Consider the following 17654-nt stretch of genomic DNA (forward strand, 5'->3'; position numbering starts at 1 on the left):
ATGCCATTGGATTTAAAAAATTACCCGTTACTCGCCAAAATAAACTACCCAGAAGATCTGCGTTTATTAAAAAAACAGCAGCTACCTGCGTTATGTGAAGAATTGCGTCAATTTTTATTAACCAGTGTTAGCCAAACCAGCGGTCACCTTGCATCAGGCCTAGGGGTTGTTGAATTAACGGTTGCTTTACATTATGTATATCACACTCCTTTTGATCATCTTATATGGGATGTAGGCCATCAAGCTTATCCTCATAAAATACTAACGGGTCGCCGTGATCAAATGGCAAGTATTCGACAGTTCAAAGGCTTACACCCATTCCCTTGGCGTGAAGAGAGTGAATATGATGTATTAAGTGTTGGTCATTCATCAACTTCGATTGGTGCTGCTTTAGGGTTAGCGATTGCTGCTGAAAAAGAAAAGAAAGACCGTAAAGTAGTCGCTGTAATCGGTGATGGAGCAATTACTGCAGGCATGGCATTTGAAGCGTTAAATCATGCAGGTGCATTACATAACGATATGTTAGTTGTACTTAATGATAACGAAATGTCTATTTCTGAAAATGTAGGTGCATTAAATAATCATTTAGCCAAAATCCTCTCAGGTGATTTGTACACTCAATTACGCGAAGGTAGTAAAAAGGTATTATCAACATTACCTCCCATTAAAGAATTAGCTAAAAAAACTGAAGAACATTTAAAAGGCATGGTATCCCCTGCCACTATTTTTGAAGAGTTTGGCTTTAATTATATTGGCCCAATGGATGGTCATAATGTAATGGATTTAGTTGATACTTTACGTAATATGCGCTCTCATTCAGGCCCTCAGTTTTTACATATCATGACCAAAAAAGGTAAAGGCTATAAGCAAGCTGAATTAGACCCTATTGGTTATCATGCGGTTCCTAAATTTACTCCAGATGAAGCATTACCAAAACCTAAAGCCAGTACCCCAACTTTTTCTCAGATATTTGGTCAATGGCTAAATAATATGGCTGACCAAGATCCAAAATTAACAGCAATCACTCCTGCAATGCGTGAAGGTTCAGGCATGGTTGAGTTTTCAAAACGTCATCCAGATAAATACTACGATGTTGCCATTGCAGAACAGCATGCCGTCACATTAGCAGCAGGTATGGCCATTGCAGATTTAAATCCTATTGTTGCTATCTATTCTAGCTTTTTACAACGTGCATATGATCAGGTTATCCATGATGTAGCGATTCAAAACCTTGGGGTATTATTTGCAATAGATAGAGCTGGTGTGGTTGGAGCAGATGGGCCAACTCATCAAGGAGCTTACGATTTAAGTTTCTTACGCTGCGTACCTAATATGACCATAATGACGCCTTCCGATGAACAAGAATGCCGCGATATGTTATATACAGGACACTTATTAAATACGCCTGCAGCGGTCCGTTATCCACGTGGTAGTGGAACAGGCGTAGCAGTAAAACCAACAATGACACAGTTAGAAATAGGCAAAGCTAAACTAATTAAAGAAGGCAAAACAACACTTATTTTATGTTTTGGTACTTTTTTACAAGCAGCTATTCCTGTTGCAGAAAAATTAAATACAACCTTAGTTGATATGCGTTTTGTTAAACCGTTAGATAAAGCATTATTAACGCAGCTTTCACAAACACACTCTCAAGTTGTAACCATTGAAGAAAATAGTATCGTAGGTGGCGCTGGCTCTGCAGTGAGTGAGTTTTTAACTACTCTACAATATCAAGGTAAAGTATTACATTTGGGTTTACCTGATACGTTTATCGAACAAGGTACTCAGCAAGAAATTTATAGCATGTTAAAACTTGATAGTGAAGGCATTGAAGAGCAGATACTTAGTTTTTTTAGCAAATAAATTTTTTTTGTAAAAGTAAAAACAATTCAATTTAAGATAAAATTGACGTAAGCACTTGCTTCATTCTCGAAATTTATAACGAAGAATAAATTGTCTTAAGCAAAATTAGAGCAATTATTTACGATAATTGCTCTAATTTTGCTTAGCAGCTTTAGTCTCCATTTTTAATAAAGACCAATACGGTATCGAGTTTGTGGAGAAGATATCCTGTAAATTAATATCCCCATTTTCAACCCAAACCTGATCCTGAAATAGCAATGGGATCACCCAATCATCTCTCTGTAATGATTCAAAATATTCTGATTTTTTCTGAAAGTCACTGACAATATTTTCTTCTGAAAATTTGTTTTTCAAATAATTAGTTAAAAAGCTATTACTAAAAAGTGCACTATAAACATTCTCACGGCTCATTAGTCGCGTATGCAAAGCAGTCACTGTAAAATCATAATAGAGGTTTGTTTTATTCCAAAGATCTTTAGATCCTGTTTTTTGAATCACTAATTTAATACCAATCTGATTAAGCATATAACTTAATGCATTCGCCACTTGCTCTGAATTCCCTAAGTTATCTAACATAACTAACATTGACATCTGCTTAGGTAATTTAACATTCTTGAGCATTTTTTTGGCTTTATTTAAATCATATTCAGGTGGTGCTAAGCACATTTTCCCCATCTGTTCAGGTACTTTACTTTCAGCTAATGTCATAAAAGAATTATTAACACGCCCACTATTGTTTAAGATATTTTTTAGCATACTTTGCTGATCAATAGCTAAGCGGATAGCTTTACGCACTTCTCTATTATGTAATACTGGTGATAATTTATCGTTGATAGTAAGAAAAATCGCATTCGATGAAGGCACCTTAATTAAATGCTTTCCAGAATTTCTTGAAAGATCATGTACGTTTTTATTGGGTACCGAGTAACTCACTTGCACATCATCAGCTAATAAAGCAAACAAACGAGATTGCGCATTTTTAATTCGCATGAAACGTAAATGCTTCATTTCAGGTACCTGTCCCCAATAATGTTCATTGGCAATCACCTCAATACCTAATATTGGGTTAAATTTATATATTTGATACGGTCCAGTCCCCGAAATCGGTAACTTTTCAATAGGAGGTAGTAAAATAGAAGCGGCAGGATTAAGCAATGCCATATTGTTTTTATAAAAATCAGAATCAAGTATAAAAACATAAGTTAAATAATCAAAAAGCTGAAAGTTCGTTAATGTAGAACGAATATCAAAACTGTATTTATTACGTTGTTTTATCGATTCTATTTTACTAAAAAAAACAGAATTAGTTTGCTTTTTAGCTTCTTGAAAAGACCAAATAACATCCTTAGATGTTAGTAGGTTACCAGAATGAAAATGGATATCAGGACGTAAATGAAAACGCACTGTTTTATTATCAATACGTTCCCAGTGTTCTACTAAACGCATCTCTAATTTATTTTGTGTCCCCCAACGAAATAAAGGATCAAAAAATAGATGTTTAAATTGCTGAGAAAATAATTCTTTACTAACAAAAGGATTAAATGAAGTTGGTGTTTTCTCTATCGCAATCGTGACAACAGGAGGAGTTAATACAGCTTGGCTCTGTGCAATACTATTTAATGCATAAAAGAGTAAAATAAAAACAAAACAACGCTGTAGCATTCTTATCCCCAATATTGGATCATAAAGAATAAAATGACTGCAGAGATAATACCAGCCACAATATCATCAATCATGATCCCAAAACCACCATCAACTTTTTTGTCTAACCAACTGATTGGAAAAGGTTTTAAAACATCAAAAAAACGAAATAAAAGAAAACCTACAGCGACCCAGATAACCGGAATCACTTGCCCTTGATGGTTCTCTGGGTAAAGCATTAAAACAGGCAGCATGGTTATCCAATAACCTACAAACTCATCCCAAACAATCGCTTTGTGATCATGTACGCCCATTGCTTCACTGGTGGCATGACAAAACCAAAAACCAGCAAAACTGGTGATCACTAATGTTGCAACATACCATTCAATGCTCATCATCGCTAATAGGTAAAATAATGGAATAGCAGCGAGAGTACCAAAGGTTCCTGGCGCTTTAGGAGCTAAACCACTACCAAAGCCAACTGCGGCAAAATGAATTGGATTAGAAAGTTTTAAACCTTTTAAATCATCACGATTTAACATTTTGATACCTTATTTAAAATGATCCCAACCTGTACTTTTTAACGCTACAGCTTGTTTTTTATATGTAAACACTAATGATTGAGTCTCTTCATTCACTAATTGTTGTTGAGTGACTGTGCCTATATCAAAGCAACTTAGATTTAATTTATTAAGTTCAAGTCTAAGCTTTATTAATTTTTCAGCTGAAATAGTAAATAACAATTCATAATCATCACCACCATTAATAGCAAACTGCCAAGCTTGTTGCTTCGTTATATTGCCTGATTTGATTTCATCGAGCATCGCATCAGATAGGGGTAATTTATCTAGTGCGATTTCAGCATAACACTGTGATTGTTTAAGAATGTGCGATAAATCCTGACTTAATCCATCGGATATATCGATACAGCTCGAAGCATGATCAACTAATGACTTAGCAAGTGCTAAGCGAGGCTCGGTCAATTCTAAAGCATCAATAAAAGGTTGGGGGTTAGTCAGTGTTAACGACTCTAGTTTTGCAGATAAACCTACAGCACCATCTCCTAATGAACCACTCACACAAATAATATCACCCACTTTTGCATTGTTGCGAGTTAGCACTTTAGTCTTTTTCACCAAGCCTTTGGCGGAAACTGTAATTGATAATGGTCCTTTTGTTGTATCTCCCCCCACTAACTGCACATTATATTGGTCAGCTAATGCAAAAAAACCTCGGCAAAATTCAGCTAACCAAACTTCGTTTATGCTTGGTAAAGTAATCGCTAATGAAACCCACTTTGCCGTTGCCCCCATCGCCGCTAAATCACTCAAATTAACAGCTAAAGATTTATAACCTAAACGGTAAGGATCAACGTCTTCAAAAAAATGTACACCACTCACTAAGCTATCTGTGGTGACAGCTAACTGATAATCTTGTGGAATATCTAAAATAGCGCAATCATCACCAATACCAATAACAACACCATTATCATCATTTTTTGGGCGTTGAAAATAGCGTTGAATAATATCAAACTCACCTTTACTCATTTTCGTTTAAGTGTCATTTTAGGTTTTAAAGACAATGTGCCTTTATTATTTGAGGATGGTTTAGCATTTTTATTCACAAATACTTTTTTACTTTTTGCTGCTGGCTTTTCACTCTTACCGTAATAAGGACTCTTTTCTGAAGATTGCTTTTGACGAGATAGCTTTTCACTATTCACCGAATTTGTGGAAGTCCCTTTAGGTAAAGTTGTATTCACAGCCGTTTTAGATGAACCTGCAACAGCTTGGTTAATCTCAGCCATCTCTTTTTCGGACAAGTTACGCCATTGCCCTGCTTTTAAATTATTTAGCGTCACATTCATAATACGAGTACGTTGTAAACGCGTTACTTCATAGCCTAAGTATTCGCACATACGACGAATTTGACGATTTAACCCTTGGGTCAAAATAATAGTAAATACAAAACGGCTTTCAACTTTTACAATACAAGGTTTAGTAATCGTATCTAAAATCGGCACACCACGCTGCATGCGTTCAACAAATCGTTCACTTAAAGGTTGATCAACCGTTACTCGATATTCTTTATCATGTGCATTTTCAGCGCGTAAGATTTTATTCACAATATCGCCATCACTGGTTAAAAAGATTAAACCTTCAGAAGGTTTATCTAAACGACCAATGGGAAAAATTCGTTCTTTATGTTTAATAGCATCAATGATATTGCCATACACATTACGCTCCGTGGTACAGGTAATACCAATCGGTTTATTATATGCAATATAAATACGATCTGATTTATTAGCCGCTATTTTATTGATCCGTTTACCATCAACAAACACTTCATCGCCGGGCTGAACTTTAGTACCTAGCTCTGGCACTTTGCCATTAATTTTAACGCGACTTTGTTCAATTAACTTATCGGCTTCACGGCGAGAACAATAACCTGAATCACTGATAAATTTATTAAGACGTTTCTCGGTATCTTGACTCACAGTAAACCTCAATGCTATTTATTTAACGACTATCTAAGCGCTGTATTAAAGCATAATCAAGAAGTTAACGGAAATGAAAAACAATAAACAAAGTACAACATCAGGATGCAAATGCAAGCAGAGAAAATTTGCTTTTTATCTGTTATCAGATGAATAAAATTCAGGCAAAAAAAAAGCTTCGCAAATGCGAAGCTTTTTCTTAGAATTGGTGCCCGGAGACGGACTTGAACCGTCACGACCATAAGTCGAGGGATTTTAAATCCCTTGTGTCTACCGATTTCACCACCCGGGCTATTGCTTAAAGCGTTCTCAAGCAAGTGAGGCGTATTATAGAGAAGTTTATCTTAACCACAACCCCTAAACATGAATAAAGCCAAATATTTTAACTGACTGCTGATAATTTCAACACATTGATATTTAACAAACAATTATTGTTTAAAATTCATACCCAGCCGTAAATATCGTTTCATCGCCAGCACGTTTTTTAGAGGCTCCAGGGGAGTTTCCTAAGTATGCCATCTTAAATGCCGTATCAAAATAGGATCCTATATCTAAAGTTATACGTAAACCGAAAGCATATTGAAGTTTTGTAACATGAGTTATTCGCTAAATGTTTTGATTCATTGAAATAATACCAATCACAGTAAATAGCTGATCTCTTGATTGCGCTTAGAATAATAATTTTGATACTAATAAAACTTTAGCAATACTGAGGATAGTCATCAAAGCAATGCGCTTAACCTGGCTTTTGAAGTTTATTTAAACTGAATTTTGAAATTGACAAGTAAAAATAGGCCGAATACAATCCGACCTGTTTTTTTGAAAATAAAAGACTAGTTTTCTAGATAACAAAAATCATATTGTGGGGCTATAGCTCAGCTGGGAGAGCGCGACGCTGGCAGCGTTGAGGTCTGCGGTTCGATCCCGCATAGCTCCACCACTTTATGACCCTTAAAATGTCTACGTAAAATTACTTTTTACGCTGACGAATCAAACCTTCTTGGATACTAGATGCAACTAATACTCCATCTCGAGTAAAGAACTGCCCTCTCACCAATCCTCGTCCATCTGATGCCACTGAACTTTCTACAGAATATAATAACCATTCATCTAAACGAAAATCATGATGGAACCACATTGAATGATCCACAGTAACCACTTGCATACCTTCCGTTAAATATGAAACACCATGAGGCTGTAATGCAGTAGGTAGAAAATTAAAGTCAGATGCGTAAGCTAATAAATAACGATGCACACGTAAATCATCGGGCATTTTGCCATTTGCTCTAAACCAAACTAAACGCTTGGGTGCTTCTACTTCAGGGTCAACTGGATGCACAAAACTAACAGGTCGCATCTCAATTGGTTTTTCTCCAACTAATTTATCACGAATAAAATCTGGTAGCATTTCAGTATGGATCAACGCCATTTCTTGTTCTGATATTAACGCTTCTGGATCGGGTGCCTCAGGCATTTTATCTTGATGTTCAAAGCCTTTTTCTGGTGCTTTAAATGATGCTGTCATATAGAAAATAGGTTTACCATTTTGCACTGCTTTGATACGTCGGGCAGACAAAGACTTACCATCTCTTATCCTTTCAACATCATAAACAATCGGTTGGTCAGTTTTACCTGCACGTAGAAAATAGGAGTGAAAGGAATGTACTTGTTGGCGAGCCTCTACTGTTTCTTTAGCTGCAGAAATAGCCTGTCCCATTACTTGTCCGCCAAAAACAATACCTAAGCCTAAATCTTGGCTTTGACCACGAAACAAATTCTCTTCTAGTTTTTCTAAACTCAATTGTTGTAAAAGATCGTTTAATACTTTACCCATTTTTTACTCCAAAAAAAGGACGTGTAATACGTCCTTATCTAATGTTTAAAATGCCTATTATAATGCTTATAGAGCCATTAATAGTTCACGGACTTTTGCAAAATCAACAGGAAACTCTTTTGACAATAAAGGTAACTCTGCACGTGATGCTAACGCTTCAGGAATAAAAATATCACGCCCTAAAATGTCTTCAACACTTTCTTTAAATTTAGCGGGATGTGCTGTACATAAGAATAACCCAGTTTCACCGTCTTTTAGCTGCTTAGTTAACTCATGGTAAGCAATTGCACCATGTGGTTCACATAAATAACCTAATTTATCCATTTCAATTAATGTATCTTTAGTTTCTTGATCAGATAACTTACCGTAACCTAATTCACTTAAAGACCAACCTTTTACTTTGAATAGCTCTTCAATACGTGGCCAGTTATTTGGTGCGCTAACATCCATTGCATTAGAAAGTGTTGCTACTGTTTTCTTAGGTGCCCAAGTACCTTCTTGCAAATAACGAGGCACTGTATCATTGTCATTCGTTGCAGCAATAAAGCGTTTAATAGGTAAACCTAATGACTTAGCTAACAAGCCCGCCGTTAAATCACCAAAATTACCGCTTGGTACTGAAACCACTAAGTTATCGCGTTGCTCAATAGTTAATTGTGCAAATGCTTCAAAGTAATAACAGATTTGTGCCACTAAGCGGCTAATATTAATTGAGTTAGCAGAGTTTAGGCCAACAGCCTGTTTTAACTCTTGATCATCAAATGCTTGTTTTACCATCGCCTGACAATCATCAAAATCACCTTCGATCGCAACCGTTGTGATATTACCACCTAATGTACAAAATAGTTTTTCTTGTAACGGACTGATTTTGCCTTTTGGATAAAGGATAACAACATTAATGTTTTCCATGCCATAAAACGCATGCGCTACTGCAGCACCAGTATCACCAGAAGTAGCAGTTAAAATGGTAATTTTTCCAGCATCTTTAAATTGTGCTAAACATTGCGCCATAAAACGGCCTCCAAAGTCTTTAAATGCTAATGTTGGACCATGGAATAACTCTAACGCATTGATATTTTCAGTTACTTTTTTAACAGGCGCTGGGAAAGTAAATGCTTTAGAAACAATATCATGCACAGCTTGTTTCGATAACTCATCACCAATTAGATGCGATAAAATTTCAGTTGAACGGTCAACTAAATTCATTGCAAGTAAAGCATCTACATTTTCTAATGGAGTAATAGTATCAGGGAAAAATAAGCCTTGGCCACGTCCTAATCCTTGCTTAACAGCTTGTTGAAAGTTTACTTGTTCGCTGTTGTCTGTGATGTTGTATAAATTCATAGTTCTTTTCCTAACACGCGTGCACCTTGTTCATCAAGGTGACAAATATGACAGAATCCATCTTCATTTTGAAGAAAGTTTTCTGTTAACCAATTTTTTAATGATTCTGCTTGTGATAAATCATTCATCACAGCAAAGACTGTAGGACCTGATCCAGAAATCCCCATTGCTAATGCACCACTTTGCTGTGCAAATACACGAGCGTCATCAAAACAAGGAATTAATTGTGAGCGATAAGGTTCTGCGATTACATCTTTCATCATAGTGGCAGCTAAAGCAGGCTGATTACTATGACAAGCATGTACAAAAGCACCTAAACGTCGACCATAAGTTAATGCTTCAGATAAACGATATTGTGATGGCAAAATTTCACGTGCAGCAGAAGTTGAAATAGTGATCCCCGGATAAGCAACTACCCAATACCACTCTTTAAATGAAGGAATTGTTTGGCTAATTTCACCACCTTCATTGACCATCAGTTGCATACCACCTAAATAGCAAGGTGCCACATTATCGTAATGCACACTACCACTAATTTTACCTTCCATTTCACCCATGATCGTTAACATAACATGTTTATCTAATAGATAGTCATGCCATGCATTAAGTGCTTCTAATGCAGCAACGATCGAACTAGAGCTTGAGCCTAAACCACTACCTACAGGAAGATTTTTCTCTAATGTCATTGATACAGGTAATATTTCTTTATTTAATTTTGCAATTTCAGTTTGGTACGCTAAATAACAGTCATAAACAATATTACTTTTAAAATCTTCAGGTAACTTATGAGCATAAGGCCCTACACATTGCAGTGAAAATCCATAATCTCCTTTAGTGATTTTAACGCGATCACCTAATGGCGAACCATCAATAGGGGTTAACGCACCACCTAAGACATCAAACCCCACACTCACATTGGCCGTTGAGGCTGGAGCATAAACAACAATAGACATTTTAAAATTCCTGTTTCTGAATTTGTTTGTTGTGCGTAATACAGATCACGCTACAAGTTGTAAGTTATTGTACACATTGGATATGTACTAAAACTCTTGTTTCCAGTTTAATGTACGTAGTACATCAGCAAATACACCCGCTGCAGTTACTTCAGTACCCGCGCCATAACCACGTAAAACTAATGGGATAGGCTGATAATACTGACTATAAAATGCTAATGCATTTTCACCATCTTTTACTTTATTAAGAGGATCATTTTCATCGACGGCCATAATGCTACATTTACATTTACCATCTTCAATACTGCCAATATAACGTAATACTTTACCTTCTTCATCGGCTTTATCTTGTAACTTTTTAAAGTAAGCATCTGCTTCAGGCAAGCGAGCCATAAATTCTTCGGGCGTACCTGTATCATCAAAACCCGGTGGCAATGCTTGTTCAACTTCTACATCATCTAATGTTAATTCCATTCCAGCTTCACGCGCTAGAATTAACAGTTTACGAGCAACATCAGTACCGCTTAAATCATCACGAGGATCAGGTTCAGTAAAGCCTAAGTTACGAGCCTCCGTTGTTACATCAGAAAATGATTTTCCATCATCTAATTTACCAAATATAAATGATAACGAACCAGATAAAATACCATTGAATTTAACTAGACGGTCACCTGCATTAAATAGATTTTGAATATTTTCGATAACCGGTAAACCAGCACCAACATTAGTATCGTATAAGAATTTTCGGCGCTTCATTAATGCCGTTAAACGTAACTGATGGTAGTAATCCATACTGCTTGTATTTGCTTTTTTGTTCGCAGTTACAACATGGAACCCCGCCCCTAAGAAATCAACATAGCGAGCAGCAATACCGTCATTACTTGTACAATCAACAATAACTGGATTAATAATATGCGAGCCATTAACTAAGTTTTTCATCGCAACTAATGACAACTCTTCAGTTGCATCTTTTAACATATCGCGCCAATTGCTTAAATCAACACCTTGCACATCTAACAACATGGCACGGCTATTCGCAACACCACAGACGCGGATCGCAATATTACGCTCAGCCAAATAACTTTGCTGACGATAGATTTGATCAATTAACGCACCGCCAACACCACCACAACCAATCACAAACAGATCAATAAATTGGGTGCTGCTGAAAAAGCTATGGTGACAAGCAATCACAGCTTCATTAGCTTTTTTCTCAGAAACAACTGCTGATATTGAACGTTCAGAAGAGCCTTGAGCAATAGCAGTCACATTAATAGAAGCGTCAGTTAATGCAGTTAAGAAACGAGCCGCAACTCCTTTCTCTTTTTTCATACCATCACCAACAAGTGAAATAATCGCTTGTTTATCGATGATATCTATTTTTTCTAATAAGTTATTTTCAAACTCTAAACTAAACTCTTCAGTTAATGCATCAATGGCATGTGCGGTATCATTTGAATAGATACAAAAACTCAAACTGTATTCAGAAGAAGACTGCGTGATCAAAATAATAGATACACCAGCACGAGATACGGTCGAGAAAATACGCCCCGCCATGCCTACAATACCTTTCATGCCTGGACCAGAAATGCTTAGCATACTTAACCCTTTCAGGTCAGAAATACCTTTAACACGTAATTTTTGGTCGCTTTGTTGCGCACTAATTAAAGTACCCTCAGCTTGAGGGTTATGGGTATTTTTAATTAAACAAGGGATATAATGCTGTGCAATCGGGGCAATCGTTTTTGGATGCAATACTTTTGCGCCAAAATAAGATAGCTCCATTGCTTCCGCATAACTTAATGATGTTAATAATTTTGCATCTTTCACTAAACGAGGGTCACAACTATAAACGCCATCCACATCAGTCCAGATTTCACAACATTCAGCTTTTAAACAAGCCGCTAATACAGCTGCAGAATAATCAGAACCATTACGCCCTAAAACTAATGTTTCCCCCTCTTCATTACCCGCAGTAAAACCTGGCATTAAATAGATAGCATTTGCAACAATAGGCTCTTGAGCAAATAATTTACGTGACGCATTAATATCAATTTGTGCTTCTAAATAACCACCTTTAAAAGCAATTAGTTTTTGCTGAGGCACAATCACTTCAACTTGATGACCTTTTGCAATCAGTAGTTGCTTCATGCAAGCAATACTTAATGTTTCACCTTTACTTAAAATACGAGCTTCAATACTTGCAGGACATTGTCCTAATAAACGAACACCTTCCAATAAATTAGTCAGCTCAGCAAGTTCGTTTTCAAAAGTATTGCGTAATACATCATCGGCAAGCTCTGCATAGGTTTCTTTTAAACCTTGGATCAATTCAACAAAGATTTTTTGAATAGCCATTAGGTGTTCGTCAGCAGAGAGCCCTTGACTGGTTTTTTCTACTACAGCAACTAAATTATTGGTCACACCAGATGGCGCAGATAACACTAGAGCTATTTGAGATTGCTGTTGATTATTAATAACAATATCAGCAACCTGATTGAAACGTTGAGCATTTGCTAATGAAGTGCCGCCAAATTTAAGTACGCGCATCGTACCCCCTTGCTTTAAGACGAAAAAACCCGCTTTCAATAGCGGGTTTTAAATGTACAGATTTACTGTTTTACAAATAACAAAAAGCACTGCGAACAAAGCGCAGCGCTTTTCTGTTTAAGCTGAGAAAATAAAGTAAAATCCATGTTTGTTAATATTTCGTTGTTTTGTTAAATTTATATGTACTGATTATATCAAAGCTTGGTGCGTACTGGAACAAACAACCTAGTGAGCTAGCAATTAATTCGTATAACAAATAACAAAATGTTAACTATCACTCAAGACTGATTTGATAAATATCAAACCAAAGTAGTAAATTTGCTGTTTAATTGCATAATAAGTTGTTATCTATATGTTAATTACTTACAATTTCACTATTAAAACCACGATTTTCTGCAAACTTTGTTTCGTTTCATTCCTCGCCTTGTGAAATATTTGTTAAACATCGAACAGCTTCAGAACACAAACGGGTTTTAACTACTTTATGAATTTCCATAATGTAGTCAATGAATTATTAATTTCCATAGGAGTCAATTCATGTCTAGCGCTAACATTTTAGTTGTAGAAGATGAGTTAGTTACACGTAGTACATTAAAGAGTGTCTTTGAGGCCGAAGGTTACCAAGTTTTTGAAGCAAACGACGGTACAGAAATGCATCAAGTATTAAATGACAACGAAATTCATTTAATCATCATGGACATTAACTTACCAGGGAAGAACGGACTTTTATTAGCACGTGAAATACGTGAGCATAAGAATATCGCTTTAATTTTCTTAACTGGTCGTGATAACGAAGTGGATAAAATTTTAGGGCTAGAAATTGGTGCGGATGATTATATTACTAAACCATTTAATCCGCGTGAATTAACTATCCGAGCTCGTAACTTATTAACTCGTACTATGCAAGATACAATATACTTTGAAGAGGTACGTCAAAAAGTTGAACATTATAAATTCAGTGGCTGGACGTTAGAGATTGATAGCCGCTCATTAATTAGTCCAAATGGTGATGTATTCAAGCTACCACGTAGTGAGTTCCGCGCTATTTTACACTTCATTGAAAACCCAGGGAAAATTCAAACCCGTGCTGATTTATTAATGAAAATGACAGGCCGTGAATTAAAAGCACATGACCGAACTGTTGATGTCACTATTCGTCGTATTCGTAAGCACTTTGAAAGCGTACCAGAGTCAGCTGAAATCATTGCTACCATTCATGGTGAAGGTTACCGTTTCTGTGGTGAACTAGAATAGAAGTTATTAATATTTTATTAGTGATATTTTAAAGGCTTGCATTGCAAGCCTTTTTTGTACCTTTACTATGCAATTGTATCAAGTATGTGAAGCCAGTTTGGCTTATAAAAGCAACTCAAATAGAGTGGCTATTACTTAACATAAACAACATTATGCATTAGCAACAATCCACTTTTTCAATTCTTTAATATCTTTTAAGTACAAACTTTTAATTAATTCATGCCAATCATCAATATTATCCCACCAAGCAGGCAAGTCAGGAGATTGCATTTTTTGTGCTAAATCTTGAATACGTAACAAGCCAACAGATGCTGCAGCCCCTTTTATCTTATGAGCTTTATTCACAATACCTTTTTCATTTTTAGCCATCATATGACTTTCTAAAATAGCTAAATACTCTGGCATTAAGTTTTCAAATAAAGTGACGTTATCTAACATGACTGATGTTGGTAAGAACTCCATTAATTCTTTTAACATCACCTCGTTAAATAACATTTCTTCAGATTCTACCGGTTTAACTATTTCTTCATTAAGTACAATGGGCATTGCTTCAACATCTTTAGTAAAATGGCGTTCAAGCATAGTATTAAATGAAGATAAGCTTAATGGTTTGCCAATTGCATCATCTAAGCCCTTATCAATAAACTGCTGTGGACTTGCAAACACATTGGCAGTTAACGCCACAATCGGCGGTAATTGAGGATACAATTCGCGTAAACGAGCCGTCACTTCATAACCATCCATATCTGGCAATTGAATATCCATTAAAATAAGTTGGTATTGTGAATTTGCTACTTTTTCAATGGCTTGCAAACCATTCATGGCGACATCAACATGATGCCCTTGTTTCTCTAATGACGCCCTTGCAACTAAAATATTAAGTTCAATATCTTCAACTAATAAAATAGATAATGTAGGCATTTTTAATGGCTCTTTCTTGAGCTCAGGCGCTAAACAAGAACTTGGCAAACATAATTTAAATGTACTGCCTTTTCCGAGTTCACTACTCACAGTTAGGCGCCCATTCATCGCTTTAACAATAGTACTTGAAACAGCAAGCCCTATTCCCGTTCCTGATGCATGACGACTACCTTCAACTTGATAATACATAGCAAATATTTTATCTAGCTTATCTGTAGGGATACCAACACCTGTATCTTCTACTTCAAAGCACAACCACTTTTGCTTTTCATGAATACTGCCACTACAACGGATAGTTACTTGCCCTTGTTCAGTAAACTTAACGGCATTAGTGATCAAGTTCCATAAAACTTGGCGTAGTCGTGTAGCATCAGAAGTGATACATTCAGGCAAATTAGGCTTTTGTTCAAACACTAATTTTAGATTTTTTTGTTCCGCTTGAATGTAAGCAAGACTTTGTAAATCATTCATAAAGTCATCAACATTAATGCATTCATTGACTAAATTTAAACGTCTTCTATCTAGTTTATCTAAATCTACAATATCATTAAAAATATTACCTAAAGTAATAGCACTCATGTGAATCGTTTTCAGGTATTTGGTTTGCTCTTCATTAAGGTTTTCATCCAAAAGCATACGGCTTAAACCAACAATTCCATTAAGTGGAGTACGTAATTCATGGCTAATCGTTGAAATAAATGTGGTTTTATCTCGACTGGCTTTTTCTAAAAATTCTTGATGTTTTTTACGTTCGGTAATATCTCGTCCAAAGCCAATTAAACCAACACATTCATTTTGACTATTCAATAAAGGCAGTGCACGGATTTCAAAATAGACCAAGTGCCCATTAGGATACTGCAACCAACTTTCATGGATTTGTTCTGTACGAGTTTTAATTACTTTTTGATGACGCGCAGTAACTTCTTTTGCATATTCCTCAGGGTAAGTATCTTCAGGTGCTAACCCAACTAATTCAGCTTCTGTTTTACCAAATAGTCTGCCCATCGCTTTATTACAGCTAACAAAGCGCCCTTCTAAATCACGGTGAAAAATTAAATCTGGAGACGTATCAAAGAAAGAACGTAATAAACTGGTACCTTCACGTAATTGTTGTTGTGTATTTTGATGCTCTACAATTTCTTTTTCTAATAAGCTTGTTTTAGCTTTATCATCAGTAGAGATCTTTTTTAATTTTTTTACTGTTGTTGCAAGGCGTTGGCGAGCGTTATCTAAATCGTTAACTACCACAGTTAAAAAATAAACTGCCCAAGGTGTGATCAATAAACCTAAACTTAAAGAGCGATAAACATCCGCTTTATGTAATGGCTCTGAAAAAATATAAGCAAGACTAATTTGTAAAGCAGCATCCGCCGCTATAATTGCAAACGCTAAAACTAGACTAAATTTTACAGGTCCAAGTCGCTTTAATAATGCAACGTAATAATAAACCCACGGTTTTAAATTAAACAAATTCACATATCCTTAGAGTAATAATATCTCCCATTGTACCCATTTTTTATGCGTTAGCCTCTAGCAAACTAATTAAAGCGAGAGATCCCTCATTACAAAATTTAGCAGCCATAGTGAATAATCTTCATGTTTAATATGAATTAAGCTTTCAAACTGAGGTGATTTTTTTGATTATAGAGATAAATTATCAATCACTTAGTTAAAACCTTTGTATTTGATGGTTTTTAATTGTTGTTAACCCGTCTATAATGCGCGCTTAATTTTAAAATCATTTATCCATATAAAGCATATTGAAGGGAGCCTAATTTAATGGCAATGCCAGATATCGCAAATAGTGCACAAGCTCAAACCGAAGGTACATTAGACCGTGTTGGTATGAGCAATATTGAGTTACCTTTAATGGTACAGACCGACAATTGCCCAGCTCAACAAGTTAGTGCAAGTGTTGAGGTTTTTGTTAATCTTGGTGACCCACAAGCGAAAGGCATCCATATGTCTCGTTTGTATCTGCAATTAGATGAACTTTCAACAGAGTCTGAATTAACACTTGAAACATTAACTGCTTTATTAACAGGCTTTATTGAAAGCCATAATGATTTAAGTTCAGAAGCTTTTGTAAAAATTGCCTTTGATTACAATTTACGTCGTAAATCATTAATCAGTGAAAAACGTGGTTGGAAAGCTTACCCGGTAGTCATTATTGGTCGTTTAATTAACGGTAAGTTTGATTTCCAATTACAAGTTGATGTTCCTTATTCTTCAACTTGCCCTTGTTCAGCTGCATTAGCTCGTCAACTTATTCAAGATGCGTTCAGTAAACAATATGAGCAACAAGCAAGCATCGATAAAGAGGATATTTTAACTTGGTTAGGTTCAACACAAGGTATTGTTGCTACACCACATAGCCAACGTAGTGTTGCACAAGTTAAAGTTAAATTAGGAAAATCTGCCTCTAACTTCCCTATTATTGCTTTAATTGATTTAATTGAAGCAACATTAAAAACACCAGTGCAAGCTGCAGTTAAACGAGAAGATGAGCAAGAATTTGCTCGTTTGAATGGTCAAAACTTAATGTTTTGTGAAGATGCCGCTCGTCAATTACAGTACGCATTAAATCAACAAACACAATTTGATGATTTCTGGCTACGCGTTAATCATTACGAAAGCTTGCATGCACATGATGCAGTATCAATTACCACTAAAGGCATTAAAGACGGTTACCAAGCTTAATTAACTTTGTTTTATGCAAAACTAAAAACCTCAGCTCTTGATAATAGAACTGAGGTTTTTATGTATTTGTTCTACCATTTCTGTAACAGTTAACTTG

General features: G+C 35.9%; 12 protein-coding genes and 2 tRNA genes. 4 read left to right on the forward strand and 10 right to left on the reverse strand.

From position 1 onward, the window contains the following. On the forward strand, positions 1 to 1863 hold the full coding sequence (dxs, locus tag E2R68_RS07445; protein ID WP_134276960.1) for a 1-deoxy-D-xylulose-5-phosphate synthase: 1863 nt from the start codon (positions 1 to 3) through the stop codon (positions 1861 to 1863). Positions 1864 to 1995: 132 nt separating this feature from the next. Here the strand turns inward: dxs and E2R68_RS07450 are convergent, their stop codons facing one another. The 5 genes from E2R68_RS07450 to E2R68_RS07470 form a co-directional block, all read right to left on the reverse strand. After that, positions 1996 to 3525, reverse strand: coding sequence for an ABC transporter substrate-binding protein (locus E2R68_RS07450; RefSeq protein WP_134276962.1), 1530 nt, complete (start codon positions 3523 to 3525; stop codon positions 1996 to 1998). 2 nt (positions 3526 to 3527) lie between these two features. Then, on the reverse strand, positions 3528 to 4052 hold the full coding sequence (locus tag E2R68_RS07455; protein ID WP_166738828.1) for a phosphatidylglycerophosphatase A family protein: 525 nt from the start codon (positions 4050 to 4052) through the stop codon (positions 3528 to 3530). Between the two features lie 3 nt (positions 4053 to 4055). After that, positions 4056 to 5051 carry a thiamine-phosphate kinase gene (gene thiL, locus E2R68_RS07460; protein WP_134276966.1) on the reverse strand — a complete coding sequence of 332 codons (996 nt, stop codon included), beginning with the start codon at positions 5049 to 5051 and terminating at the stop codon, positions 4056 to 4058. Further along, entirely contained in the window at positions 5048 to 6001 is a 954-nt protein-coding gene (rluF, locus tag E2R68_RS07465; protein WP_134276968.1) for a 23S rRNA pseudouridine(2604) synthase RluF, read from the reverse strand. Before rluF ends, thiL begins: the two co-directional genes overlap by 4 nt. Positions 6002 to 6207: 206 nt before the next feature. Next, a tRNA-Leu gene (locus tag E2R68_RS07470) sits at positions 6208 to 6293 on the reverse strand. A gap of 572 nt (positions 6294 to 6865) precedes the next feature. Between E2R68_RS07470 and E2R68_RS07475 the strand changes: the two genes are divergently transcribed. Then, positions 6866 to 6941 (forward strand) — tRNA-Ala (locus E2R68_RS07475). 30 nt (positions 6942 to 6971) lie between these two features. Here E2R68_RS07475 and tesB read toward each other — a convergent pair. The 4 genes from tesB to thrA form a co-directional block, all read right to left on the reverse strand. After that, on the reverse strand, positions 6972 to 7835 hold the full coding sequence (tesB, locus tag E2R68_RS07480) for an acyl-CoA thioesterase II (RefSeq protein WP_134276970.1): 864 nt from the start codon (positions 7833 to 7835) through the stop codon (positions 6972 to 6974). Positions 7836 to 7901: 66 nt separating this feature from the next. Then, positions 7902 to 9179, reverse strand: a complete 1278-nt coding sequence (gene thrC / locus E2R68_RS07485) for a threonine synthase (protein WP_134276972.1) — start codon at positions 9177 to 9179, stop codon at positions 7902 to 7904. Then, on the reverse strand, positions 9176 to 10132 hold the full coding sequence (thrB, locus tag E2R68_RS07490; protein WP_134276974.1) for a homoserine kinase: 957 nt from the start codon (positions 10130 to 10132) through the stop codon (positions 9176 to 9178). Before thrB ends, thrC begins: the two co-directional genes overlap by 4 nt. Positions 10133 to 10219: 87 nt before the next feature. Further along, complete coding sequence (gene thrA, locus E2R68_RS07495; protein ID WP_134276976.1) at positions 10220 to 12682, reverse strand: bifunctional aspartate kinase/homoserine dehydrogenase I; 2463 nt, start codon at positions 12680 to 12682, stop codon at positions 10220 to 10222. Between the two features lie 537 nt (positions 12683 to 13219). On the opposite strand from thrA, the gene arcA reads away from it, so the two are divergent. After that, on the forward strand, positions 13220 to 13936 hold the full coding sequence (gene arcA / locus E2R68_RS07500; protein ID WP_134276977.1) for a two-component system response regulator ArcA: 717 nt from the start codon (positions 13220 to 13222) through the stop codon (positions 13934 to 13936). A 150-nt stretch (positions 13937 to 14086) separates the two neighbouring features. Here the strand turns inward: arcA and arcB are convergent, their stop codons facing one another. Beyond that, entirely contained in the window at positions 14087 to 16333 is a 2247-nt protein-coding gene (gene arcB / locus E2R68_RS07505; RefSeq protein WP_134276979.1) for an aerobic respiration two-component sensor histidine kinase ArcB, read from the reverse strand. A gap of 303 nt (positions 16334 to 16636) precedes the next feature. Between arcB and folE2 the strand changes: the two genes are divergently transcribed. Next, positions 16637 to 17557 carry a GTP cyclohydrolase FolE2 gene (gene folE2 / locus E2R68_RS07510; protein WP_134276981.1) on the forward strand — a complete coding sequence of 307 codons (921 nt, stop codon included), beginning with the start codon at positions 16637 to 16639 and terminating at the stop codon, positions 17555 to 17557. Positions 17558 to 17654: the final 97 nt, after the last annotated feature.

It is taken from the genome of Psychromonas algarum, assembly GCF_004376845.1.
Classification (GTDB): Bacteria; Pseudomonadota; Gammaproteobacteria; order Enterobacterales; family Psychromonadaceae; genus Psychromonas.

Coding starts and splice junctions, on each gene's coding strand:
- dxs (WP_134276960.1), top strand. CDS start 1: ATGCCATTGGATTTAAAAAATTACCCGTTACTCGCCAAAATAAACTAC.
- E2R68_RS07450 (WP_134276962.1), bottom strand. CDS start 3,525: ATGCTACAGCGTTGTTTTGTTTTTATTTTACTCTTTTATGCATTAAAT.
- thiL (WP_134276966.1), bottom strand. CDS start 5,051: ATGAGTAAAGGTGAGTTTGATATTATTCAACGCTATTTTCAACGCCCA.
- tesB (WP_134276970.1), bottom strand. CDS start 7,835: ATGGGTAAAGTATTAAACGATCTTTTACAACAATTGAGTTTAGAAAAA.
- thrC (WP_134276972.1), bottom strand. CDS start 9,179: ATGAATTTATACAACATCACAGACAACAGCGAACAAGTAAACTTTCAA.
- thrB (WP_134276974.1), bottom strand. CDS start 10,132: ATGTCTATTGTTGTTTATGCTCCAGCCTCAACGGCCAATGTGAGTGTG.
- thrA (WP_134276976.1), bottom strand. CDS start 12,682: ATGCGCGTACTTAAATTTGGCGGCACTTCATTAGCAAATGCTCAACGT.
- arcA (WP_134276977.1), top strand. CDS start 13,220: ATGTCTAGCGCTAACATTTTAGTTGTAGAAGATGAGTTAGTTACACGT.
- folE2 (WP_134276981.1), top strand. CDS start 16,637: ATGGCAATGCCAGATATCGCAAATAGTGCACAAGCTCAAACCGAAGGT.